Genomic DNA, 20876 nt, shown 5'->3' with positions numbered 1-20876 from the left:
TTATGAGTTGAAAGGGGGTTCTATTAGAATATAACACCCCAATATGAAGACAGTGTTAAGTCTGTGTAAATTTACCATTGATTATTCTTATATTTTTTATAGTAATTCACCTGGCGCGCAAACAGGTACAATTTGCGTTTCAGATGTTTGTCTTTCTTATAGAAAAGCGGGTTTCCATATTGGCCTCCTTTAATCAGGCGTTTTATGTCTTTAAGGACCGCTTTGTTTTTGACAAAATTACGTAAAACGATTTTCGGCACAACCGTGAAGAGAAAATCTTCATTCAAATAAGTCACCGGTTTGTCCTTCTGATAAATAAGATCATCAACAAAATACTCAGCCATATTATGTCCGAGGGCAGTTACGTAATAACTTGAACGGCCCTGGCGAATATTCACTTCAAACACTTTGAACTTTTTATCCCGAGCATCGTATTTCAAATCGAAATTCGCAAAGCCCTGATAACCGACCGCCTCCAGAAAGTTCTGCAGCTTGACCATTATCTCTTTGTCAAAACGGGTGATCAGCGCTGTATAATTTCCGATAGCCGAAACTGTATGTTCCTGCAATACGACCTGCGCAAAACTGACCAGTTGTGTTTTTCCTTTGGAATTCGAATAGATGACCGAATCCCACATGAATGTATCATCTCCGGGAATATAATCCTGGATAATCAGTTCACCGCGATAGCCGCCTGCTTTAATTTGCTGGATCACCTCGTGCAATTCTTTCGGACTTTCGACTTTATAGACTTTCTGCTGGTTTTCAAAATGGAGTTTATTGTACTCGATGCCATTGCTCGGCTTGATGATAGCAGGGTATATCATTTCATCGTTGAATGGCTCTTTTGAATTGCAATCATAAAAGACCGTTGTTGGCGTATCGATGCCATGCACTTTGCAAAGCTCGTAAAAATTCGCTTTAACCTGCAGTTGGTTCATCAAATCCTCATTAATATAATTAAAGACATAATGCTCCCGCAGTATTTTCGCATTTTCAATGATCAGCCGCACATAAAGGTCGTTCGTCCCAATAAGCAGCAGGGTTTTGCCGGGCGTTCTGTACTTATCGGCAACATCGATCAGGATATCAGCAAACCGGGAATCATCCGCAATGCCTGAACGCAATTCGATGTTTTCAGTGATTGTACTTAATGAAGTGAATGACAGGGGTTCTTTGCCGACTAAAATCGGTTTTATGCCATATGCTTCATGAAAAGAAATGGCCATATTATAAGCGTTCATATCGGTACCGATAATAATCGGCAAAAAAGGGTGTTTAGTAACCATAATTTCCTCCTAAATTAACTAGCCAAAGGCAAATAAATGGTGAATGTAGTGCCGACACCAACTGTGCTGTCGACTTCCACTTTCCCATGATGTGCCTCGATTAAATGTTTAACAATTGACAATCCGAGTCCAGTGCCGCCTGAATTACGGCTCCTTGCTTTATCTACCCGGTAAAAACGTTCAAAAAGTCGGGGAATTTCAGCCGAAGCGATACCAATCCCCTCGTCTTTCACTTTAATGACTGCCTGATTCCGGTTTTCATACAGGCTGATTTCAATCGTCTTTTCGGGCGCGGAATAGTTTATGGCATTAGCCAATAAATTCATGAGAATTTGCACAAGCCGATTGGCATCTCCTGCGACATTCACTGGTGTTAGATGCGTTTTCAGCGTCATGTTCTTTTCAGTCAGCCCTGGCTGCATCAGCTCAATCGCATATTCGATGACTGCTTTCATATCTGTCGGCTGGGCATCGACCTGAAAACCGCTTTTCTCCACCCGAGATAATTCGAGAAGTTCCTCGATCAAAGTTTCCAGCCGATTTGCCTCTGTCTGAATGATCTCCATAAAAGAGAGTAAGCTCGATTCATCTTTATAAGCGCCATCAATCAGTGTTTCTGAAAAACCTTTTATGGAAGTTACCGGCGTCCTCAATTCGTGTGAAACATTCGCCACGAAATCTTTTCGGATCTGCTCGAGCCGTTTCAGCTCGGTAATGTCATGGAGCACAATGACAATACCAAGCCACTGTTCATGATTTCCGATAACAGGTGCACCGTAAACTTCCAATGCCCGTTTATTGATGCCTGCCTGATACTCCATCTGCTCACGGGCTGGGGTTTCAGTCATGAACACCTTTTCGATAAAACTTGCCAGCTTGTCCGGAATAGGGAGCTCGCCATAAAATTTGCCGATCAGCTTTTCAGCACGCAATTCAAATTCGTTTTGGAAGTATTTATTGAACAGTGAAATTTTGCCTTGCCGATCAACCATGATCAAACCACTGCCCATCGTTTCAATGAGCGTTTTCAAACGTTCCTGTTCCATTTCACGCACAGCGGTGATTTCCTGCAGATTGCGAGCCAGCACGTTGATAGTGGAACTCAGCGAGGAAGAACCAGCCAATGGTTCTTCATAAGCTCTGGCCTGATAATTGCCTTTGACCAGTTCCATGGCTGTTTCCGTAATATTTTCGATAGGTGCGATAAGAACTTTGATGACCCGGTAGCCTACAGCTGCAGAAACTATAAATGCCAGAAGGAATACCAAACCGAGCAGGAGCCAAAATTCCAGCCGGCTGACTGCATCATCGTATAAAGGTAATAATTGTATCACTACGACGTAGAGACTCACTAACAAAGCCCCGAGCCATAGCAGCAGGTTGCCTAAAATGCGGCGCCGAAATGGCTTCATATCAGCTTGGGCTCCTCAAATTTATAACCAAGTCCCCGGATTGTTTTGATGAACACAGGCTTTCTGCTGTTTTCTTCTATCTTATCCCTTAAGTGGCTGATGTGGACATCGACAATACGGGTGTCTCCTGCAAAATCATATTTCCATACCGAACTCAATAATTGGTCACGCGTCAAAACCCGGTTCTTATTCTCCATCAGATAGACCAGAAGCTCGAATTCTTTTGGTGTGAACTCCAATTGTTCATCGTTCAGAAAAGCTTCGTATCGTTCAGGGTAGACCTTCAGCTTGCCAAAACTCATTTCGGATGAAGACCAATCGTCTCGTGTGACCTTCATGCCTTCGGATCTGCGAAGGACTGCTTTGATTCTTGCAACGACTTCCCTTGGACTGAAAGGCTTAGTCATATAATCATCCGCTCCAAGTTCCAGTCCAAGCACCTTATCGAATTCATCATCTTTTGCCGTAAGCATAATGATCGGAATACTTATTTTCTGGAGTCGCAATTCTTTGCAGACTTCCACCCCATCCATTGAAGGCAGCATCAGGTCGAGTACGATTAATGATGGCGACTCGCTGATGGCGAGATCGAAGCCCTCTTTCCCATCGTTTGCGATGATCGTTTCATAACCGGCCTGTTGAAGATTATAAGATAATAATGTTGCGATGGATTGTTCGTCTTCTATAATTAGTATTTTCTTCTGCATTTAACAGCCTCCACATTCAGTTTGAAACCCCCATTTCAAACCAATCAGAAATTATCCATTGCTTGTGTGGTCAGCTGACTAAGCACTTGAGGTGGATTCGCAATAATGTTGCCTTCGAGCACCAAATCTCCATTTTCATCGGCAGCTTCCACGCGGACCGTAACTTCATTTGCTGCAACATTCACTTCGGTAACTTCCAAAAGAAAATCGATGGAAGCATAATGATAGACGGGCTTGCTGAATTTCAGATGCTGTTCCTTGATATAAGATCCAGGTCCCGGCAGATATTTCGACACGGCCGAAGTGATGATGCCTGTCAGCATCGCTGTCGGAACAACCGGTTTTTCAAATTTCGTCTGCGATGCGAAATCATGTTGGATATACAGAGGATTTCCATCGTTTGTAAGTCCAAGATAGAGAAGAAGATCTTTATCCTCAATATTTTCTGTAAGCTTCAGTTTTTCGCCAATCGCCATATCCTCGATTTTACGGCCTAACTTCCGTTTTTTTCCGAGCAACATTAAAATCCCTCCTGTGGTCTTATATCTTAATAATATCAATTAAGAAATGAAATGCAAATGCAGTAGATACAGGTGAAGCAGCCGGCTGCGGCTTTCTGCCTGTTTGTTCTGCGTTATGTCAGGACTTTCATAACTGCTCTGACAGATTCAGCCGAGTGATTCAATAATGCTTTTTCTTCCTCGTTTAAAGTTATCTCAATGATTTTCTCTATTCCGCCCGCGCCAAGGATGGTCGGGACTCCGAGATAGATTCCATCCATGCCATATTCACCTTCCAGATAAGCAATGGAAGGCATGATGCGTCGCTGATCCTTGATGATCGCTTCCGCCATTTCAACGAGCGATGCCGCAGGGGCATAATAGGCTGAACCGTTTCCAAGAAGGTTGACGATCTCCGCGCCGCCTTTACGGGTCCGCTCCACGATGGCATCCAGTTTCTCTTTAGCTATCAAGGTTTCAAGTGGAATTCCTCCTGCATAAGAATAACGGACGAGCGGCACCATATCATCGCCGTGGCCGCCTAATACAAATCCACTGATGTCTTTAACGGAAAGATTTAATTCCTGCGCGATAAACGTACGGAATCGTGCCGAATCCAACACGCCCGATTGGCCGATAACTCGCTCTTTCGGAAATCCCGATTCCTTAAACACAGTATAGGTCATGGCATCCACCGGATTAGTCAGCACCAGAATTGTGGAATGCGGTGAATATTTGACGATTTCTGCCGTAACGGACTTCATGATTTTTTGGTTGGTCTGAACCAGGTCATCTCTGCTCATTCCGGGTTTACGGGCAATGCCAGCTGTTATGATGATGAGATCCGAATCCTTCGTGTCCTTATAATCTGCAGTGCCGGTCACATTTGCGTCAAAACCGATAACCGGACCGGCTTCAGCCATATCAAGCGCCTTGCCTTTTGCCGGATCTTCCATTTCCGGAATGTCGACCAATACGACATCTCCCAGTTCTTTTTGCGCCAAAAGAAAGGCGGCTGTTGCTCCAGTAAATCCTGAACCGATCACTGATACTTTTTTACGTTTGAATGTCATGGCTATTCCCCTTTGTATCATATTTTTAAATACCAAAGAATGATTGAAAGCTTCTACTCCATTACAATTTCCTTAGTATGGCATTTTGAAACAATTGGAACTCAATTTCCACCACATAAAAAAGAGAGAGGAAGTCCCCTCTCTCTTAAAATTACATATTTTTAATTAGCTCATCAGCGAACGCTGAAGTTTTTACTTCAGTTGCACCGTCCATTAGACGTGCAAAGTCATAAGTTACAACTTTGGAAGCAATTGTTTTTTCCATAGAGTTTGTGATCAATTTCGCCGCTTCGCTCCAGCCAAGGTGTTCAAGCATCAAGACGCCTGAAAGGATGACTGATGAAGGGTTCACTTTATCTTGTCCAGCATATTTAGGTGCAGTACCGTGAGTCGCTTCGAAAATAGCATGTCCAGTATCGTAGTTGATGTTCGCTCCAGGAGCGATACCAATTCCGCCTACTTGCGCAGCAAGTGCATCAGAGATGTAATCGCCATTCAAGTTCATTGTTGCAACTACATCGAACTCACTTGGACGTGTAAGGATCTGCTGTAGGAAAATATCAGCAATCGAATCTTTAACAAGGATTTTGCCTGAAGCAAGAGCTTCTTCCTGCGCTTTGTTTGCAGCATCAGTTCCTTGCTCGTCTTTCACTTTATCGTATTCGTTCCAAGTGAAGACTTTATCGCCGAATTCCTGTTCAGCCACTTCATAGCCCCAGTTTTTGAAAGCTCCTTCAGTGAACTTCATGATGTTTCCTTTGTGTACAAGAGTTACAGACTCGCGGCCTTCAGTCAATGCATAGTTGATTGCTGCGCGCACAAGGCGTTTTGTTCCTTCTTCAGAAATTGGCTTGATGCCGATACCTGATGATTCTGGGAAACGGATGTTTTTAACGCCCATTTCGTCAGTTAAGAAAGAGATCAATTTTTTAACTTCGTCACTGCCGTTTGCATATTCGATACCCGCATAGATATCTTCAGTGTTTTCACGGAAGATGACCATATCAGTGTCTTCAGGGCGTTTAACCGGTGAAGGTACGCCTTCGAAATAACGCACAGGGCGTAAGCATGTATAAAGGTCAAGCTCCTGGCGAAGTGCCACGTTCAATGAACGGATACCGCCGCCGATTGGCGTTGTAAGAGGTCCTTTGATCGCGATCAAATACTCACGGATCACTTCAAGAGTTTCTTCAGGAAGCCATTCACCAGTTTCGTCGAATGCTTTTTGTCCGGCAAGAACTTCTTTCCAGACAATCGATTTTTCGCCGTTGTAAGCTTTAGTTACTGATTCTTCAAGAACGCGTGAAGCTGCATGCCAGATATCCGGTCCAGTTCCGTCACCGATGATGTATGGAATTACCGCATTGTTAGGTACGTTCAATACACCGTTATCTGTTGTGATTTTTTCGCCGTTTGCCATTATAAAATTCCTCCTGTAGTCAAAGTCATAGGGCTGCACTAGGTGTCAGCCCTATTGTCTTTAGTTATTTTCTTCAATTATAACAACTGTTTAAATAATCGACATTCCGCAAAACAGCTTCGCTTGCCTGGGGGCTTGCGCTGAGCTAACTCGGGCTCTTCGCCCGAGTGGATCTCAGCACTTCGTCGAAACGACGTTGGAAAGCCAACGCCATTTCTGCTCCCCTGGGCGTCTGCGCTGTTTTGCTCCATATCTAAGTGCCGGCGCGGCTCAGGAGCAGGTGAATGCCGACCGGAGCAATAAGACGAGTGGTCTTCTCGGCTTGTTGCGGGAGGCTTGTCCATAGCGCCGAAGCGATTATCAAAGACTGTCATTAATTTTAAAATGATGAGATTATCTCTTTTCAACAGGAACATAAGTCTGCATTCCTGGTCCGATGTACTCTGCGCGCGGACGGATCAGACGGTTGTTTGAATACTGCTCAAGGATATGAGCCAACCAGCCGGAAGTACGTGAAACCGCAAAGATCGGTGTGAAAAGGTCATGTTCGATGTTCAATGAATGGTAGACAGAAGCAGAATAGAAATCCACGTTTGGCGGAAGATCCTTCTGGCCCGTAACGATTTCATCGATTTTGATCGACATTTCATACCATTTTTCTTCTCCGCGAATTTTTGTCAATTTCTGAGACATATCACGAAGATGTTTCGCACGCGGGTCACCTTTACGGTAGACGCGGTGGCCGAAGCCCATGATTTTTTCTTTGTTATCAAGCTTTTCAGTGATAACTTTTTCAACGTTTTCAACCGAATCGATTTCTGTCAGCATTTTCATGACCTGCTCATTTGCTCCACCGTGAAGTGGGCCTTTAAGAGCGCCAATAGCTGCAGTAACACCGGAATAAACATCAGAAAGAGTTGCAACAGCAACACGAGCAGTGAATGTTGAAGCATTCAACTCGTGGTCTGCATGGAGCACCAATGCTTTATTGAATGCTTCTTCTTCGATGTCAGCCGGAACTTCACCGGACAACATATAAAGGAAGTTGGCAGCAAAGCTTAAATCTTTTTTCGGTTCAACAGGTTCCTGGCCGGCACGGACGCGTCCGAATGCAGTCACCAATGTAGCGATTTTCGCCTGGATGCGGATTGCTTTGCGGTAATTCGCTTCCGGATTCATCTCTTCAGCTTCGTCATCGAAAAGACCAAGCATCGATACAGCTGTACGTAGTGCAGCCATTGGATGAACGTTTTTGATTTCGTATGTTTTGAAATGATCCAATACAGCCTGTGGAACTGCCATATTTTCAGCCAATTGCTGTTTCAGTTCAGCAAGTTCGTTTGCTTTCGGCAACCGCTGATGCCATAAAAGATAAATCACTTCTTCGAAGCTGGCATTGTTAGCCAGATCATCGATATTGTAGCCAACGTATGTAAGCGTGTCATCAATAATTGAACTGATGGCGGATTGTGTAGCTACTACACCTTCTAAACCTTTTGACGATGTCATAAAATTCGCTCCTTCTTCAGTATAATTCACCATTCCACAAAAAAAGGCAGAATGATGATTCATCTGCGTTTATGAAACTCTGATAAGTTCCCTACCTTGTCCATTATAATCAATTAACCTTACTTTGTGAATGAAAACGCTTGTTTTTCTGTAATTTGGAAGAGAAAGTCGATAAAAAAACTCGGGTCAGCCAACGATAACCCGAGTATTTTTCATTTTTTTATGGATAAATCGATGAACCATTGGCTTGTACAATTTCTGTGTTGGTGCGAATAACAAGCTGAACCCTACCGCATCCGAGATGAAGCCGGGAGTCAGCAGCATGACCCCGCCAACCAGGATAAAAGCTGCATTCATCAGGTTTTCACCCGGCGGCTGGAAATTCGACATGCCTTTTTGAATGTCGCCAATTGCTCTTATACCTTGTTTTTTGGCAAGGAAAGCACCTACCAGGCCGGTGGTGATAATCATTGCCACAGTAAAGAAAAATCCGATATTATTTGCTGCCCATATCAGCAGCGCCAATTCGAGTGCGGGAACAACGATCAATATTGCGACCAGCCACTTCATAATGACCCGACACCTCCTGTATAAATCTTACAGAACACTTGCATGTCCGTGGTAAACGACTCCACTATCTGCATCAATTGTAATGTCTTTTTTGTCTTTAATAATGCTAGTGGCATTTTTAACGCCGACGATTACAGGGATTCCAAGGCTCAATCCAACTACTGCCGCATGACTCGTCAAGCCGCCTTCTTCTGTAATGATCCCCGCACATTTTTCAATGGCCGGCATCATTTCACGGTCAGTGCCGATGGTGACGATGATTTTCCCTTCGGCATCCGCCGCCTTCGCTTCTTCAGCTGATCTGACCACAAGCGATTCGCCGTAGCCGACCAGCTTGCCGATTCCCTGCCCTTTTGCAGCAATATCTCCGATGACATGAACTTTCATCAGATTGGTAGTTCCCGCTTTGCCGACAGGGACGCCTGCAGTTATAACTACCAGATCTCCGTGGTCAACATAGCCGTGTTTCAGGCTTTCATCAACGGCAATCGCGAATAATTCATCAGTTGAAGATACCGGTGTGCCGACAATCGGCCGAACACCCCACACAAGCGTAAGTTTTTTGGCTGCTATTTCAGACGATGTCACGGCAATAATCGGTGATTCCGGACGGTATTTTGAAATCATCTTGGCAGTTGTGCCGCTTTCAGTCGGCGCTATGATGGCTTTCACTTTCAAGTTCAATGCCGTATAGACGACCGCCTGTCCGATTGCTTCAGTCATATTCGACTCTTTATCTTTTCTTCTATTGGAAACAAGCTGTTTATAATTCAGAGCTGATTCAGTTGTCATTGCAATGCGGTGCATCGTTTCAACTGATTCGATTGGATAGATACCGGCTGCTGTTTCGCCTGACAGCATAATTGCATCGGTGCCATCAAAGATCGCATTGGCCACATCACTTGCTTCAGCTCTCGTCGGACGTGGGTTGCGCTGCATGGAATCGAGCATTTGCGTGGCAGTGATGACAGGTTTGCCGGCGCTGTTGCATTTTTCGATCAAGGATTTTTGGACCAGTGGCACTTCTTCAGCAGGAATTTCCACACCAAGATCGCCCCTCGCTACCATAAGGCCGTCAGATACCACGATAATTTTGTCGATATTGTCTACGCCTTCCTGGTTTTCGATTTTCGGGATGATCTGGATATGTGAACCGCCATTTTTTTCAAGAAGCTCGCGAATGTCCATTACATCAGAAGATCTTCTGACGAAAGATGCCGCTACAAAATCGACGCCCTGTTCGATGCCAAAAAGAATATCCTGAGCATCTTTCTCGGTAATTCCCGGAAGCTGGACAGAAACTCCTGGTACGTTGACGCCTTTTTTACTTTTTAAAGTACCGGCATTTTCAACGATCGTGTGAAGCAGGCCATTTTCCTTATCGATGCTCGCGACACGCAATTCGATTAATCCATCGTCCAAAAGGATAATGGATCCTGTATCGACATCATCGATCAATTGGTCGTAGCTGATGGAAAACTTGTCAGCTGTACCAAGCACTTCTGTCATCGAAATGGCGATTTTCTGATTTGTCACCAGATCGATGCCGTCGTTCTCCATTTGATGGGTACGAATTTCCGGGCCTTTCGTATCAAGAAGGATCCCAACAATTTTCCCTGTTTTTTCAGAAGCTGCGCGGATACGCTTGATGCGTTCGGCATGCTCCTCGTGATTGCCGTGTGAAAAATTAAGTCGGGCAACGTTCATCCCGGCTTCAATAAGGGATTCCAGGATTTCCGGTGTTTCACTTGCTGGTCCAATGGTACAGACGATTTTCGTTTTTCTCAATTGACTCACTCCAATTAGCATTTAAATTGATAATTCTTTGGATAATTTATACAAACTCATATCGGTGTCATGTTCACCAAGAAACGCTTTTGTCATATCATAGTCTACCACTTGATGATTTTTCATGCCAATAGCCCGCCCACCAGTGCCTTCAATCAGAACTTCCAGAGCTCGGGCACCAAAAAGACTGCCCAACACACGATCTCGCCCGGTTGGGGAACCGCCTCTTTGAATATGGCCAAGAACAGAAACCCTAGTTTCCAGTTCCATTTTCCCGTGCATCATTTCTGCCAGCTTATTGCCGCTCATCACACCTTCAGCGACGATAATGATACTGTGTTTTTTACCGCGTTTCTTTCCTTTTTGCAAACGGTCGATCATGTCATCCATATCAAAATCGACTTCAGGAATTAAAATCGTTTCTGCACCGCCGGCAAGACCTGCCCAAAGCGCCAGGTCTCCAGCATCACGGCCCATTACTTCAATTATGAATGTGCGCTCATGACTTGTCGCTGTATCCCGGATTTTATCGATAGCTTCTATAATAGTATTAAGTGCCGTATCGAATCCGATCGTATAATCTGTACCCGGAATATCATTATCAATTGTTCCAGGGACGCCAACACATGGAAAACCTTTTTCTGTCAAAGCCATGGCGCCGCGGTAGGAACCATCTCCGCCAATGACCACCAGACCTTCAATGCCATGTTTTTTCAGTTGCTCGATTGCACGCATCTGTCCTTCATCCGACTTGAATTCTTCGCACCTTGCAGAATACAATTTCGTGCCGCCGCGTTGAATGATATCTCCAACATCGCCTGCTTCCAATCTTTGGATATTACCATTTAAAAGGCCCTGGTAACCATAATAAACACCAAAAACTTCCACTTCGTGAAAAATCGCTTTCCGGACCACGGCCCTCACCGCTGCGTTCATTCCAGGCGAGTCACCGCCACTTGTCAATACTCCGATTCGCTTCATCATTCATGCCTCCTGATCTTCCTAATGCTTCATTCACCTTACCACGATATATGCTTTGCTGTCAGTTCACTTACCCTGTTTTTTTCATTATATATCCAGTTTCCCAAACAGACGCCAGAACACAAAAATAACCGCCGAAGCGGTCATTATTCTGTAAATACACCGATAGCTTTAAATTTATTGTAGCGCTGGTCGATTAATGCTGCTCCGTCAAGCACATTCAGTTCATCTAAAGATTGTTTGATGGCAGCTGACAGCAATTCTGCCTGTCTTTCGGGATCGTGATGAGCGCCGCCGCGTATTTCCGGGATCATCCGTTCAATGATACCCATCTCAAGAAGATCCGGGGCAGTGATCTTCATTGCTTCAGCCGCTGTTTGGGCGAGCGCTGAATCTTTCCAAAGAATCGAAGCGGCACCTTCCGGCGAAATCACAGAGAAAGTGGAGTTTTCAAGCATCAAAATGTGGTTTCCAACACCCAGGGCGAGCGCTCCACCACTTCCGCCTTCACCGATAACGATGGATACGACCGGAACTTCCAGACCGGCCATTTCAACAAGATTCCGGGCGATGGCTTCACTTTGTCCACGCTCTTCTGCCGCTTTTCCGGGGTACGCGCCCTTTGTATCGATCAGGCAGATGATTGGCCGCTTGAATTTTTCGGCTTGTTTCATCAGACGCAAAGCTTTACGATAGCCTTCGGGATGCGGCATGCCGAAATTCCTGCGGACGTTCTCTTTTGTTTCCTTGCCCCGCTGATGGCCGATGACTGTAACCGGCTGGCCTCCAAAAGAAGCAATGCCCCCGACGATCGCTTCGTCGTCTCCATACAACCGATCTCCATGGAGTTCGATGAAATCGTCAAAAATGTATGGCATATAATCCAGCGTGGTCGGTCGGTTCGGATGGCGTGCCACCTGGACGCGGTCCCACGGTTTCATATCCACGTATATTTCAGTCTCCAGCTTTTCCAGTCGTGCTTCCAGACTGGCTATCTCTGAACTTAAATCCACTTCTGCATTTTCGGTATATTCCTTCAACTCGATAATTTTTTTACGGAGCTGGATTAATGGTTCTTCAAACGGCAGCGACTTTTGAACTTTTTTAGCCATTTGCCACAGCCCCTTTCGTATGCAATTTGATCAGCAAAGATAATGTTTCACGCATTTGATGGCGGTGAACCACCGCATCAAGCTGGCCATGTGCCAGTAAAAATTCGGATGTCTGGAAATCCTCAGGCAATTTTTCTCTTACTGTCTGTTCGATTACCCGTCGCCCTGCAAACCCGATCAATGCTTTTGGTTCTGCGATATTGATGTCTCCGACAGACGCAAAACTGGCTGAAACGCCACCAGTTGTGGGGTGGGTCAAAATCGAGATGAACAATAAACCTTCATTGCTGTGCCGTTTCAACGCCACACTGGTCTTCGCCATCTGCATCAAAGATAAAACGCCTTCCTGCATGCGCGCTCCGCCACTTGCTGTGAAAATTACAAATGGGTGCCCTTTATCCGTAGCCATTTCAACGGCGCGAGTTATTTTTTCTCCAACAACGGAGCCCATTGATCCCATACGGAAGTGCGAATCCATAATTGCAGCGACAACCGGCTGACCGTCAATTTTGCCGGTTCCGGTAAGAACCGCTTCATTCAGTCCGGTTTTTTTGCTGTCTGCTTCAATTTTTTCACTGTATCCCGGAAAACCAAGTGGGTTTGCGCTTTTCAAATGGTCGTCAATCGATGTAAAGGAATCTTTATCCATCAGGCTTTCCACTCGTTCGTATGCCGTCATCTTGCAATGATGATCACATTTCGGGCAAACCTTCTGAAGTTTCGCCAGCTCTTTCGTCAATACGATGTGTTTGCATTCCGGGCATTTGAACATAAGCCCTTCCGGGACGTCCTTTGCTGCTTTAGAAGGTATAGTGGGACCGTTCCGCTCTCTATTGCGCTTGAATATATCACGTATCATTGTCATCTTTTTTACTCTCCTTTTGCAGCCAGTCAACCCAATTTCTTAATTCGGAAACGGCTTTTTCAACATTCTGCTGGCTGATTGAATTCAATATCCCTTTGACCATTTCCGATTCAGCCGGAGTTATCCGGTCTTTATAAGGATTCCCACTATATTGAGCTAATAGGAGCCAAATTTTCAAAGACAGGCGGTTTCCGGATAAAACGATCATTTCACGTATCAGATCTTCCCTCAGGAATCCATCCCCGTCATCGATGCGCTGTAAGAAACCTTTCCAAACAGGCAATTCACTCACTGCTTTATCGCTGCAAATTGTTTGCACTGCGGCAATCTCATGAATTTTCCGGGTCTCCCAAACATCCCTTTGAGACTGATTATCCTGCAGTATAAAGGTCGACAGCACCTCAACCAGCTGATGATTGCGATGGTCAGCGAGAAAAGTTCCCTCTCCTCTGCGCGTTTCAATCAAACCTAATAATTCAAGACTTCTTAACGCTTCCCGAATGGTTGAACGGCCAACTTTCAATGTTTCGGCCAATTCCCTTTCAGATGGAATTCTGTCACCGGGCCTGATCCTTTCCTGACTGATCATTTTTCGTATATCCAGGACAATGTCCAAATATCGTTTTGGCTGATTCATAACCGACCCCTGTTTCCATTTTTTTGAAAGTGGTCTGACCACTCATATTCCCCTATAATACAAAAAAAAATGTCTGACGTAAAGAAAAAACTGCTTTTCTTTTCAGAAAAGCAGTCAATTGCCGATATTTTTGCATATGATCGATGTACGGTTATTACGATTTTCGATAATGCCCTGCACTTCAAGAATCGCATCTTCTAAAAGCAAAGCATTGAATTTCGCGTATTCTTCAGGGAATAATGTGACTGACGCCGGACCCGTGTCGTCCTGCAAGTTGACGAACGCCATAGCATCACCTTTTTTCGTGCGGATCCTTTTGACTTCTTCTACCATGCCGAGCACAATAACGCGGTCTTTATCCCGCTTATGCTTCAATGATTTCAAATCGTCATAGTTCTTCTGCCTCTGCTCTTTTTCACGTTGGAGCGGGTGGGTTGAAAGATAAAAGCCCAGCACTTCCATTTCCAGATCCAATTTAAGATTTTCCGGAATCGGAGAAGCCTTTGTATATTTCGGTTTCATGAAACTGATGCCCGTGTCGTCAAATAATCCCGGTTCCAGATCGGGCCTGACGAGTTCTGCATGTTTCACGGCACTGTCAAGAGAAGCAAGAAGCACTCCACGGTCCAGCCCGAAATCATCAAGCGCACCGGCTTTGATCAAAGGCTCAAAAGCTTTGCGGGTAAAATGAATGGCCGATACCCGCTCCGCGATATTAAAAAGACTGGTGAACTCCCCTTCCATCCGTGAAGCAAGCAAAGCTTTTACTGCCGTTCCCGGTACACCTTTAACGCTGTTCAGACCGATTCTTATTTTACCTTCTTCTATAGAATAGGAAGAAAAGCTCTTTTGGACCGAAGGCGGCAATAAAGGAATGTTTTTTTCTTTCACTTCCTGAAGCAGCTGCTTTGTCTTTTCAGCATTGCCGGTGGAATTGCCAAGCATTGCCGTATAGAAGTGCACCGGAAAATTCGCTTTCATGTATGCCAGCTGGTATGAAATCATGCTGTAGGCGACCGCGTGGCTTTTCGGAAAGCCGTAATCCGCGAAACGAACAATCAAATCATAAACTTCCGTAGCTTCACTTTCCTTAAATCCTTTTTTCAACGCACCATTTACAAAATTGACCCGTTCCTGATCCAGGATTTCTCGTTTCTTTTTGCTGACAGCGCGTCTTAGAATATCAGCTTCACCCAGAGAGAATCCTGCCATCTGGGCAGCAATTTTCATGATCTGCTCCTGGTAGACGATAACTCCGTACGTTTCTTTCAGGATCGGCTCCAATATTGGATGAACATAAGTTACAGCTTCCAGTTTATGTTTTCTGCGGGCATATAACGGAATGAATTCCATCGGGCCCGGCCGGAAAAGTGCGTTTACTGCGACGATGTCTCCAAAAGCGGTCGGCTGGATCTGCCGCAGCGCCTTGCGCATTCCGTCTGATTCCAACTGGAACACGCCCGAACTGTCTCCTTCAGCCAATAAACCATAAGTTTTTTGATCATCCAGTGAGATCTTTCGGTAGTCAATCAATTTTCCGGTGTCCCATTTCACCAATCTTTGGATTTGTTCAAGTATCGTCAGATTCCGCAATCCGAGAAAATCCATTTTCAATAAGCCAATGGCTTCTAGGTCACCCATCGGCCATTGTGTCAGGTAGATTCCTTCATTGCCTTCTTCAATTGGTACATAATCCACCAGTGCAGTGGGGCTCAGGATGACTCCTGCTGCGTGTGTCGAAGCATGGCGCGGCAGGCCTTCCAGCTGAATCGCGGTCTTGAACCAGGTTTTCCGCTCTTCCTGCGCAATAATCCAGTCATTAAGAGCCTTATTCTCTTTTAAAGCAGAGCGCAAAGTTGTGCCCGGCCTGTTGGGAATCATTTTTGAAATAGCTTCGAGGTCTTCATTGTCAAAACCGAAAACCCTTGCTGTATCGCGGGCAACCGCTTTGGCGGATAGAGTGCCGAATGTGATGATCTGAGCCGTTCTTGCCTGTCCATATTTCCTGGCGACATATTCCACCACTTCATGCCTTCGGTGATCGGCAAAATCAATATCGATATCCGGCAGCGTCACACGCTCCGGATTGAGGAATCGCTCGAACAGCAAACCGTGTTCGAGTGGATCAACATCGGTTATTTGCAGGGAAAATGCGACCAGTGAACTGGCGGATGAACCCCGCCCCGGGCCGGTCATGATTCCCTCATTACGTGCGAATTTCATAAAATCAGCTACAATCAGAAAATAATCGATATAGCCCATTGTCCCAATGACATCAAGCTCGTATTCCAGCCTCGACAAATACTCGCTGTCTATTGAGGCTCTACCCAGCCTTTCCTTAACACCTTGTTGACATAATTCTTTTATGTAATCTGCTTTATTTATTTCTTTGGCTAATGGAAAAACCGGGAGCAGCTGCCGATTTGTTTGAATGGTTACTATGCAGCTCTCGAGCATTTTCTCTGCAGCAGACAGCCATTCCGGCCGGTCCGAAAACCAATTTTTCATCTCATCTGCAGTTGGTGCGTAAGCATTTGTGTGTTGTGGTGAAATCCGCTGATCATCTGACAACTTCAGTCCCTGTCCAATAGCCGCTGCCACTTCATGAGCAAAGGCGCCTTCTTTTTTCAGGTAACGGACTTCCTGCGTGGCAATGATCGGGAGAGATTTACTTTTGCATACTGCAATAAAATCTTCTTCACTTTCTGATATTTCGCCTCCCGGCCGTTGGATGCTGCCATAACAACGCTCTCCAAAAATAGCGGAAATGTAGTCGAAGATTTCACTGCGGTCTGTCAAGGTCCATTCGAGCCCGTCTGGAATCACACAAATGAGTCCTTCCTGATATGCGTTCAGCCATTGTTCCGGAATCGACTCCCGTTTGCGTGTAGCAAGGGCACTCGAAATTTTAAGCAAATTTGCGTACCCTGTATTGCTCTGCGCATAAAGCACGACCGGATAATGCTGCTCTTCGAATTCGATGGACGTCGAAAAGCCGAGCACCCCATGGATGCCGGCTTTGTAGCATGCCTCCCAAAATGGAAGCACGCCGTATAAGGCAGTATTGACGATAGCGACGGCGGCCGTCCCCTGTTCTTTCAGAAAAGGGAAAAGTTCATCAAGGCGCACTGTGCTCTTCAGCAAATCTGCCGACGTACTTATGTATGGATAGACCATTGACAAAAGAATCCCTCCTTTTTATACTGCTGCAGCGCAGATTTCTTTCAGGCGGGCAATCACTTTTTCCACTTCATCCCATGAATACGCTGTGGCACCTGAAGCCATTGGATGGCCGCCGCCATTGAATTCCTTCGCCAGCTCATTAATCACTGGACCTTTGGATCGTAAACGCACACGAATTTCATCCTCTTCTTCGATAAAAATGACCCAGGCTTTCATTCCTTTGACGTTGCCCAGTGAGCTGACAAGCAGCGAAGTTTCGGTGGCAGTCACTTCAAATTCCTTAAGAACGTCAAGAGTGATTTTCACAAAAGCGGCGCCGTTTTCATCCATTTTGAAATTTTGGTAGATATAGCCCTGAAGGTGAAGAAGTTTTCTCTCCATTTCATACATGCCGTTATGCAGTGCGTTGCGGTCAAAACCGGTCTTGATCAATTCCCCCGCAATCGCGAACGTCTTTTGGGTGGTGCTTGGAAACATGAATCTTCCTGTATCGCCGATGATTCCGGCATAAAGCTGGCGTGCAGCGGCCTCCGGAAGCTCCCAGCCTTCCAACTCTTTTCCAACTGCATACAATTCATAGACCATTTCGGAAGAAGAGCTCGCATTTGTATCCACTAAAAGAAGGTCACCGTATGCATCATCATTCGGATGATGATCGATTTTTATGATTTTTTCACCATCAATATAGCGCTGGTCGTCGACCCGTTCCGTATTGGCAGTATCTGTAACAATGACAAGAGACCCGTTAAAATCGGAATCCGACACTCTATCCGGCATACCGAGAAAATCCATTGTGGAATCATGTTCCCCTGCTGCCAGAATCCGCTTTTCGGGATAATTATGCTCCAATATGTATTTCAGCCCCAACTGGGAACCGTAGGCATCCGGATCCGGCCTTACGTGGCGGTGGATGATAATCGTTTCGTATTGTTTAATTGTGTCGATGATTTGACTGTTCATAGTCTGTTCCTCCAGTTTTCAAGGAAATCCATTCGCATTCACATTCATTTCTCAGTACAATAGAAGGAGAGTTTTTGAATACAGGAGGTCCTTATGTTAATTTTCGTATTTCTAATAATACTGTCCGCCGTGTTTTATTTTTATTATAAGACAAAACAGTTCCGTGCAACATTGCCGATACGCAAAAAATGGTACGCTTCCAACGCCTCAATTTTCCTTGGCAGTTTCATCCTGTTTTTCGGCATAAACCAGCTGGTGAGTTTTCAGGGCGCTGTGACTTATATCATCGCCGGCATCTTCATCGCTCTTGGGATTGCATTGATTGTTTTCAATTACAAAGCGGCAAGGCATTACCATAAGTTTGTCGCAGAAGAAACGCGCCTGAACCAATAATTTCTCCCCCCTCCTTGTGAGGGGGGGTTTTATTATGGATGAGATCAGCCGAATGTGCGCCCTCGCTTTTCTTCATTGTCTGGACTCCAGCGGCCCAGCTCTTCGGGTCATAAGCCACTTTGTGTCCAGACTCCAACGGCCAACTCCTCGGACTTAAGCTGTCCTTCCTGTGCGGCAAAGAGCGCCACTTCGGAAGTTCATCTTAAGCCTTTCGGAGCTGAACGGCCGTTTCCGCTTTTCGGGACTATACGGCTGAAAAGACGCCGCTTCGCCAAATCGTCTTATGCATTTCAGAGCTTAACGGGCGCTGTCGCTTTTCTTGTTTATCGATCCAACAGCTGGAATGTCAATAAAGCTTTGCCTACAATCACACCTTCGAACGACACTTCAACATCCACTTTTGCCGATTTTCGGCTCATATCCAATATCATCGGCCTGATTGAAATAAGCGAATCGAGTTGAACGGGCTTCAGGAAATAAACAGACATGTTTTCAAGTACGCTGTCTTTCCGGTTTTTGGTCTTTAAGGCCGCTGTGGCAGCTTCTGCCAGGATTGTTGTATAGGCGCCATAAGATATCGCTCCATAGGAATTGGTCATTTGCGGCGTTACTTTAAAATCCAACGACAGCTTTTCAAGAGGCTTCATCTGCAGCTGGCTTTTGATGATGTCGTCAATCGTTTCTCCCTGCTGCGGCTGGCGTTGTGCAGTCTGTATCGCTTTCAGCACATCCTGTCTGCTGATGATGCCAAACAATTTGCCATAATCATCAATTACCGGCAGTAGGTCTATGCCTTCCCAAATCATCCGGTGGCCGGCTGATGCCACGCTGGTCTGAAGTGTCACGGTGATTGGATCTTTAGTCATCGCTTTTTCAACTGCGTCTGCGTCTTCGAAACCGATGATATCCCTGGAGGTCAAAATTCCGATAATTTTACCGGTATCATCAACAACCGGGAATCCGCCATGCGTTGTTTCTTTGTTCAATTCGCGGTAACGGCTGATCGGATCGAGATGATGGAGAAAATGAGTGTTTTCCAGTGGGGTTAAGATATCCTCGATTAATAAGATTTCTTTTTTGATCAATTGATCATAAATGGCCCGGTTGATCATCGTGGCAACTGTGAACGTATCATAGCTGGTGGAAATAACCGGAAGTTCATATTCATCAGCCAGTTTCTTGACGGTGTCCGATGCATCAAAACCGCCTGTGACCAGAACAGCAGCTCCTGCCTGCAATGCATATTCATGTGCTTTGAAGCGGTTGCCGACGATCAGCAGATTGCCTGCTTCCGTATAGCGCATCATATCCTCCAGTTGCATCGCCCCTATAACAAATTTGGTCAATGATTTGTGCAAGCCCGCTCTGCCACCGAGCACCTGGCCATCCACGATATTGACAATTTCCGCATAGGTCAGCTTTTCGATATTTTCCTTCTTTTTTCTTTCGATGCGAATGGTGCCGACACGTTCAATCGTCGACACAAGCCGTTTGTTTTCCGCTTCTTTAATGGCACGGTAGGCTGTTCCTTCGCTGACTTGAAGTTCTTTTGCGATGCGGCGGACGGATATTTTTTCCCCGACATCCAAGGTCTCGATATAGTCAAGAATCTGTTCATGTTTCGTCGCCATCATTTCACCTGTTCTTTCTGCTTTCTGATGCTTTTAGTGTACCATATTTACCAAAATAGAAACCCCCGAAGAATTGCTCTTCGGGGGTTCATATTATAATTCGAATGAATTTCCGGCTTCCATAATCCTTACATCCGAACCAGTCACCATTTTCTTAAATTCCTGTGGATCCTGTTTAATTGGCGGGAATGTATTGTAATGGATCGGCACAACCGTTTTCGCATTCAGTAATTGGGCTGCGTAAGCAGCATCTTCCGGCCCCATCGTAAAAAAGTCTCCGATTGGCAGGAACGCCACATCGATTTGATTGCGTTTACCAATCAGTTCCATGTCTCCGAACAATTCCGTATCCCCGGCATGATAGACGGTCTTGCCTTCCCCCATGAACAGAATTCCGGCAGGCATCCCCCCGTAAATGACTTCACCGTCATCTGACGTATAGGAAGAACTGTGGAACGCTTTGGTGTATTTGACGGTGCCGAAATCAAATTTTTTGGCTCCTCCCAAATTCATGCCGACCGTATCCAGTCCGAACGTTCCCAAATAGTTCGCCAGTTCCACCGGTGCAACAACTGTGGCCTCATTTTTCTGTGCCAGTTCCACCGTGTCGCCGACATGGTCATTATGTGCATGTGTCAGCAAGATCACGTCCGGCTTTTCATCTTCCACATTCAGGTCAGTCAAGCTGTTGCCGTTGATGAACGGATCGATCAAAATCGTCTTTCCCTCTGTCGTGATTTTAACGACGGAATGTCCGTGATAAGAAATTTTCATGTTATCCCTCCATTGGTTTATACGTTCAGTTTCTAGCTGTCTTATACCCTTATCTTTGTTATGCTACACATA

Annotated in this window: 18 protein-coding genes; 1 reads left to right on the top strand and 17 read right to left on the bottom strand. The window is 45.4% G+C overall.

Annotated elements, in window-relative coordinates; genetic code table 11:
* Window positions 1-71: 71 nt before the first annotated feature.
* The 15 genes from ACFQ1X_RS03115 to ACFQ1X_RS03045 form a co-directional block, all read right to left on the bottom strand.
* On the bottom strand, window positions 72-1289 hold the full coding sequence (locus tag ACFQ1X_RS03115) for a carboxylate--amine ligase (RefSeq protein ID WP_144838843.1): 1218 nt from the start codon (window positions 1287-1289) through the stop codon (window positions 72-74).
* Window positions 1290-1303: 14 nt separating this feature from the next.
* Window positions 1304-2701, bottom strand: a complete 1398-nt coding sequence (gene pnpS, locus ACFQ1X_RS03110; protein WP_144838840.1) for a two-component system histidine kinase PnpS — start codon at window positions 2699-2701, stop codon at window positions 1304-1306.
* Window positions 2698-3408 (bottom strand): response regulator transcription factor, encoded by a 711-nt coding sequence (locus ACFQ1X_RS03105; RefSeq protein ID WP_144838838.1) that lies wholly within the window; start codon window positions 3406-3408, stop codon window positions 2698-2700. Before ACFQ1X_RS03105 ends, pnpS begins: the two co-directional genes overlap by 4 nt.
* A 44-nt stretch (window positions 3409-3452) precedes the next feature.
* Entirely contained in the window at window positions 3453-3929 is a 477-nt protein-coding gene (locus tag ACFQ1X_RS03100; protein ID WP_144838836.1) for a MaoC/PaaZ C-terminal domain-containing protein, read from the bottom strand.
* 113 nt (window positions 3930-4042) lie between these two features.
* On the bottom strand, window positions 4043-4981 hold the full coding sequence (gene mdh / locus ACFQ1X_RS03095; protein ID WP_144838834.1) for a malate dehydrogenase: 939 nt from the start codon (window positions 4979-4981) through the stop codon (window positions 4043-4045).
* Between the two features lie 151 nt (window positions 4982-5132).
* Complete coding sequence (gene icd, locus ACFQ1X_RS03090) at window positions 5133-6401, bottom strand: NADP-dependent isocitrate dehydrogenase (RefSeq protein ID WP_144838832.1); 1269 nt, start codon at window positions 6399-6401, stop codon at window positions 5133-5135.
* Window positions 6402-6794: 393 nt separating this feature from the next.
* Window positions 6795-7910, bottom strand: a complete 1116-nt coding sequence (gene citZ, locus ACFQ1X_RS03085) for a citrate synthase (protein ID WP_144838830.1) — start codon at window positions 7908-7910, stop codon at window positions 6795-6797.
* 186 nt (window positions 7911-8096) lie between these two features.
* Window positions 8097-8480 (bottom strand): FxsA family protein, encoded by a 384-nt coding sequence (locus ACFQ1X_RS03080; protein ID WP_379081310.1) that lies wholly within the window; start codon window positions 8478-8480, stop codon window positions 8097-8099.
* A gap of 27 nt (window positions 8481-8507) precedes the next feature.
* On the bottom strand, window positions 8508-10268 hold the full coding sequence (pyk, locus tag ACFQ1X_RS03075; protein ID WP_144838826.1) for a pyruvate kinase: 1761 nt from the start codon (window positions 10266-10268) through the stop codon (window positions 8508-8510).
* 21 nt (window positions 10269-10289) lie between these two features.
* Window positions 10290-11249 (bottom strand): 6-phosphofructokinase, encoded by a 960-nt coding sequence (gene pfkA, locus ACFQ1X_RS03070; protein ID WP_144838988.1) that lies wholly within the window; start codon window positions 11247-11249, stop codon window positions 10290-10292.
* A gap of 146 nt (window positions 11250-11395) precedes the next feature.
* Complete coding sequence (gene accA / locus ACFQ1X_RS03065) at window positions 11396-12361, bottom strand: acetyl-CoA carboxylase carboxyl transferase subunit alpha (RefSeq protein WP_144838824.1); 966 nt, start codon at window positions 12359-12361, stop codon at window positions 11396-11398.
* Window positions 12354-13226: an acetyl-CoA carboxylase, carboxyltransferase subunit beta gene (gene accD, locus ACFQ1X_RS03060; protein ID WP_144838822.1), complete on the bottom strand. Its 873-nt coding sequence runs from the start codon at window positions 13224-13226 to the stop codon at window positions 12354-12356. Before accD ends, accA begins: the two co-directional genes overlap by 8 nt.
* Entirely contained in the window at window positions 13210-13863 is a 654-nt protein-coding gene (locus tag ACFQ1X_RS03055) for a FadR/GntR family transcriptional regulator (protein ID WP_144838820.1), read from the bottom strand. The genes accD and ACFQ1X_RS03055 overlap by 17 nt, the downstream gene beginning before the upstream one ends.
* Window positions 13864-13977: 114 nt before the next feature.
* On the bottom strand, window positions 13978-17040 hold the full coding sequence (dnaE, locus tag ACFQ1X_RS03050; RefSeq protein ID WP_379081429.1) for a DNA polymerase III subunit alpha: 3063 nt from the start codon (window positions 17038-17040) through the stop codon (window positions 13978-13980).
* Between the two features lie 21 nt (window positions 17041-17061).
* Complete coding sequence (locus tag ACFQ1X_RS03045) at window positions 17062-18006, bottom strand: DHH family phosphoesterase (RefSeq protein WP_144838816.1); 945 nt, start codon at window positions 18004-18006, stop codon at window positions 17062-17064.
* 93 nt (window positions 18007-18099) lie between these two features.
* On the opposite strand from ACFQ1X_RS03045, the gene ACFQ1X_RS03040 reads away from it, so the two are divergent.
* Window positions 18100-18399 carry a YtpI family protein gene (locus ACFQ1X_RS03040; protein WP_144838814.1) on the top strand — a complete coding sequence of 100 codons (300 nt, stop codon included), beginning with the start codon at window positions 18100-18102 and terminating at the stop codon, window positions 18397-18399.
* A gap of 323 nt (window positions 18400-18722) precedes the next feature.
* Here ACFQ1X_RS03040 and ACFQ1X_RS03035 read toward each other — a convergent pair whose 3' ends face one another.
* Entirely contained in the window at window positions 18723-20030 is a 1308-nt protein-coding gene (locus ACFQ1X_RS03035; RefSeq protein WP_144838812.1) for a DRTGG domain-containing protein, read from the bottom strand.
* 93 nt (window positions 20031-20123) lie between these two features.
* On the bottom strand, window positions 20124-20804 hold the full coding sequence (locus ACFQ1X_RS03030) for a metal-dependent hydrolase (RefSeq protein WP_144838810.1): 681 nt from the start codon (window positions 20802-20804) through the stop codon (window positions 20124-20126).
* Between the last annotated feature and the right edge of the window lie 72 nt (window positions 20805-20876).

The sequence above is a fragment of the Metaplanococcus flavidus genome, from assembly GCF_042675885.1.
In the GTDB taxonomy this organism is placed as follows: Bacteria; Bacillota; Bacilli; order Bacillales_A; family Planococcaceae; genus Planococcus; species Planococcus flavidus.
The sequence above is the reverse complement of the archived record's forward strand: the minus strand, read 5'-3'. Positions and strand labels throughout refer to the sequence as shown.

What these genes read in the sequence shown, in the direction of transcription:
- ACFQ1X_RS03035 (WP_144838812.1), bottom strand. Translation starts at nt 20,030, where the DNA reads ATGGCGACGAAACATGAACAGATTCTTGACTATATCGAGACCTTGGAT.
- ACFQ1X_RS03115 (WP_144838843.1), bottom strand. Translation starts at nt 1,289, where the DNA reads ATGGTTACTAAACACCCTTTTTTGCCGATTATTATCGGTACCGATATG.
- pfkA (WP_144838988.1), bottom strand. Translation starts at nt 11,249, where the DNA reads ATGAAGCGAATCGGAGTATTGACAAGTGGCGGTGACTCGCCTGGAATG.
- accA (WP_144838824.1), bottom strand. Translation starts at nt 12,361, where the DNA reads ATGGCTAAAAAAGTTCAAAAGTCGCTGCCGTTTGAAGAACCATTAATC.
- mdh (WP_144838834.1), bottom strand. Translation starts at nt 4,981, where the DNA reads ATGACATTCAAACGTAAAAAAGTATCAGTGATCGGTTCAGGATTTACT.
- ACFQ1X_RS03055 (WP_144838820.1), bottom strand. Translation starts at nt 13,863, where the DNA reads ATGAATCAGCCAAAACGATATTTGGACATTGTCCTGGATATACGAAAA.
- ACFQ1X_RS03105 (WP_144838838.1), bottom strand. Translation starts at nt 3,408, where the DNA reads ATGCAGAAGAAAATACTAATTATAGAAGACGAACAATCCATCGCAACA.
- ACFQ1X_RS03030 (WP_144838810.1), bottom strand. Translation starts at nt 20,804, where the DNA reads ATGAAAATTTCTTATCACGGACATTCCGTCGTTAAAATCACGACAGAG.
- ACFQ1X_RS03080 (WP_379081310.1), bottom strand. Translation starts at nt 8,480, where the DNA reads ATGAAGTGGCTGGTCGCAATATTGATCGTTGTTCCCGCACTCGAATTG.
- accD (WP_144838822.1), bottom strand. Translation starts at nt 13,226, where the DNA reads ATGACAATGATACGTGATATATTCAAGCGCAATAGAGAGCGGAACGGT.
- ACFQ1X_RS03045 (WP_144838816.1), bottom strand. Translation starts at nt 18,006, where the DNA reads ATGAACAGTCAAATCATCGACACAATTAAACAATACGAAACGATTATC.
- ACFQ1X_RS03040 (WP_144838814.1), top strand. Translation starts at nt 18,100, where the DNA reads ATGTTAATTTTCGTATTTCTAATAATACTGTCCGCCGTGTTTTATTTT.
- citZ (WP_144838830.1), bottom strand. Translation starts at nt 7,910, where the DNA reads ATGACATCGTCAAAAGGTTTAGAAGGTGTAGTAGCTACACAATCCGCC.
- ACFQ1X_RS03100 (WP_144838836.1), bottom strand. Translation starts at nt 3,929, where the DNA reads ATGTTGCTCGGAAAAAAACGGAAGTTAGGCCGTAAAATCGAGGATATG.
- pnpS (WP_144838840.1), bottom strand. Translation starts at nt 2,701, where the DNA reads ATGAAGCCATTTCGGCGCCGCATTTTAGGCAACCTGCTGCTATGGCTC.
- dnaE (WP_379081429.1), bottom strand. Translation starts at nt 17,040, where the DNA reads ATGGTCTATCCATACATAAGTACGTCGGCAGATTTGCTGAAGAGCACA.
- icd (WP_144838832.1), bottom strand. Translation starts at nt 6,401, where the DNA reads ATGGCAAACGGCGAAAAAATCACAACAGATAACGGTGTATTGAACGTA.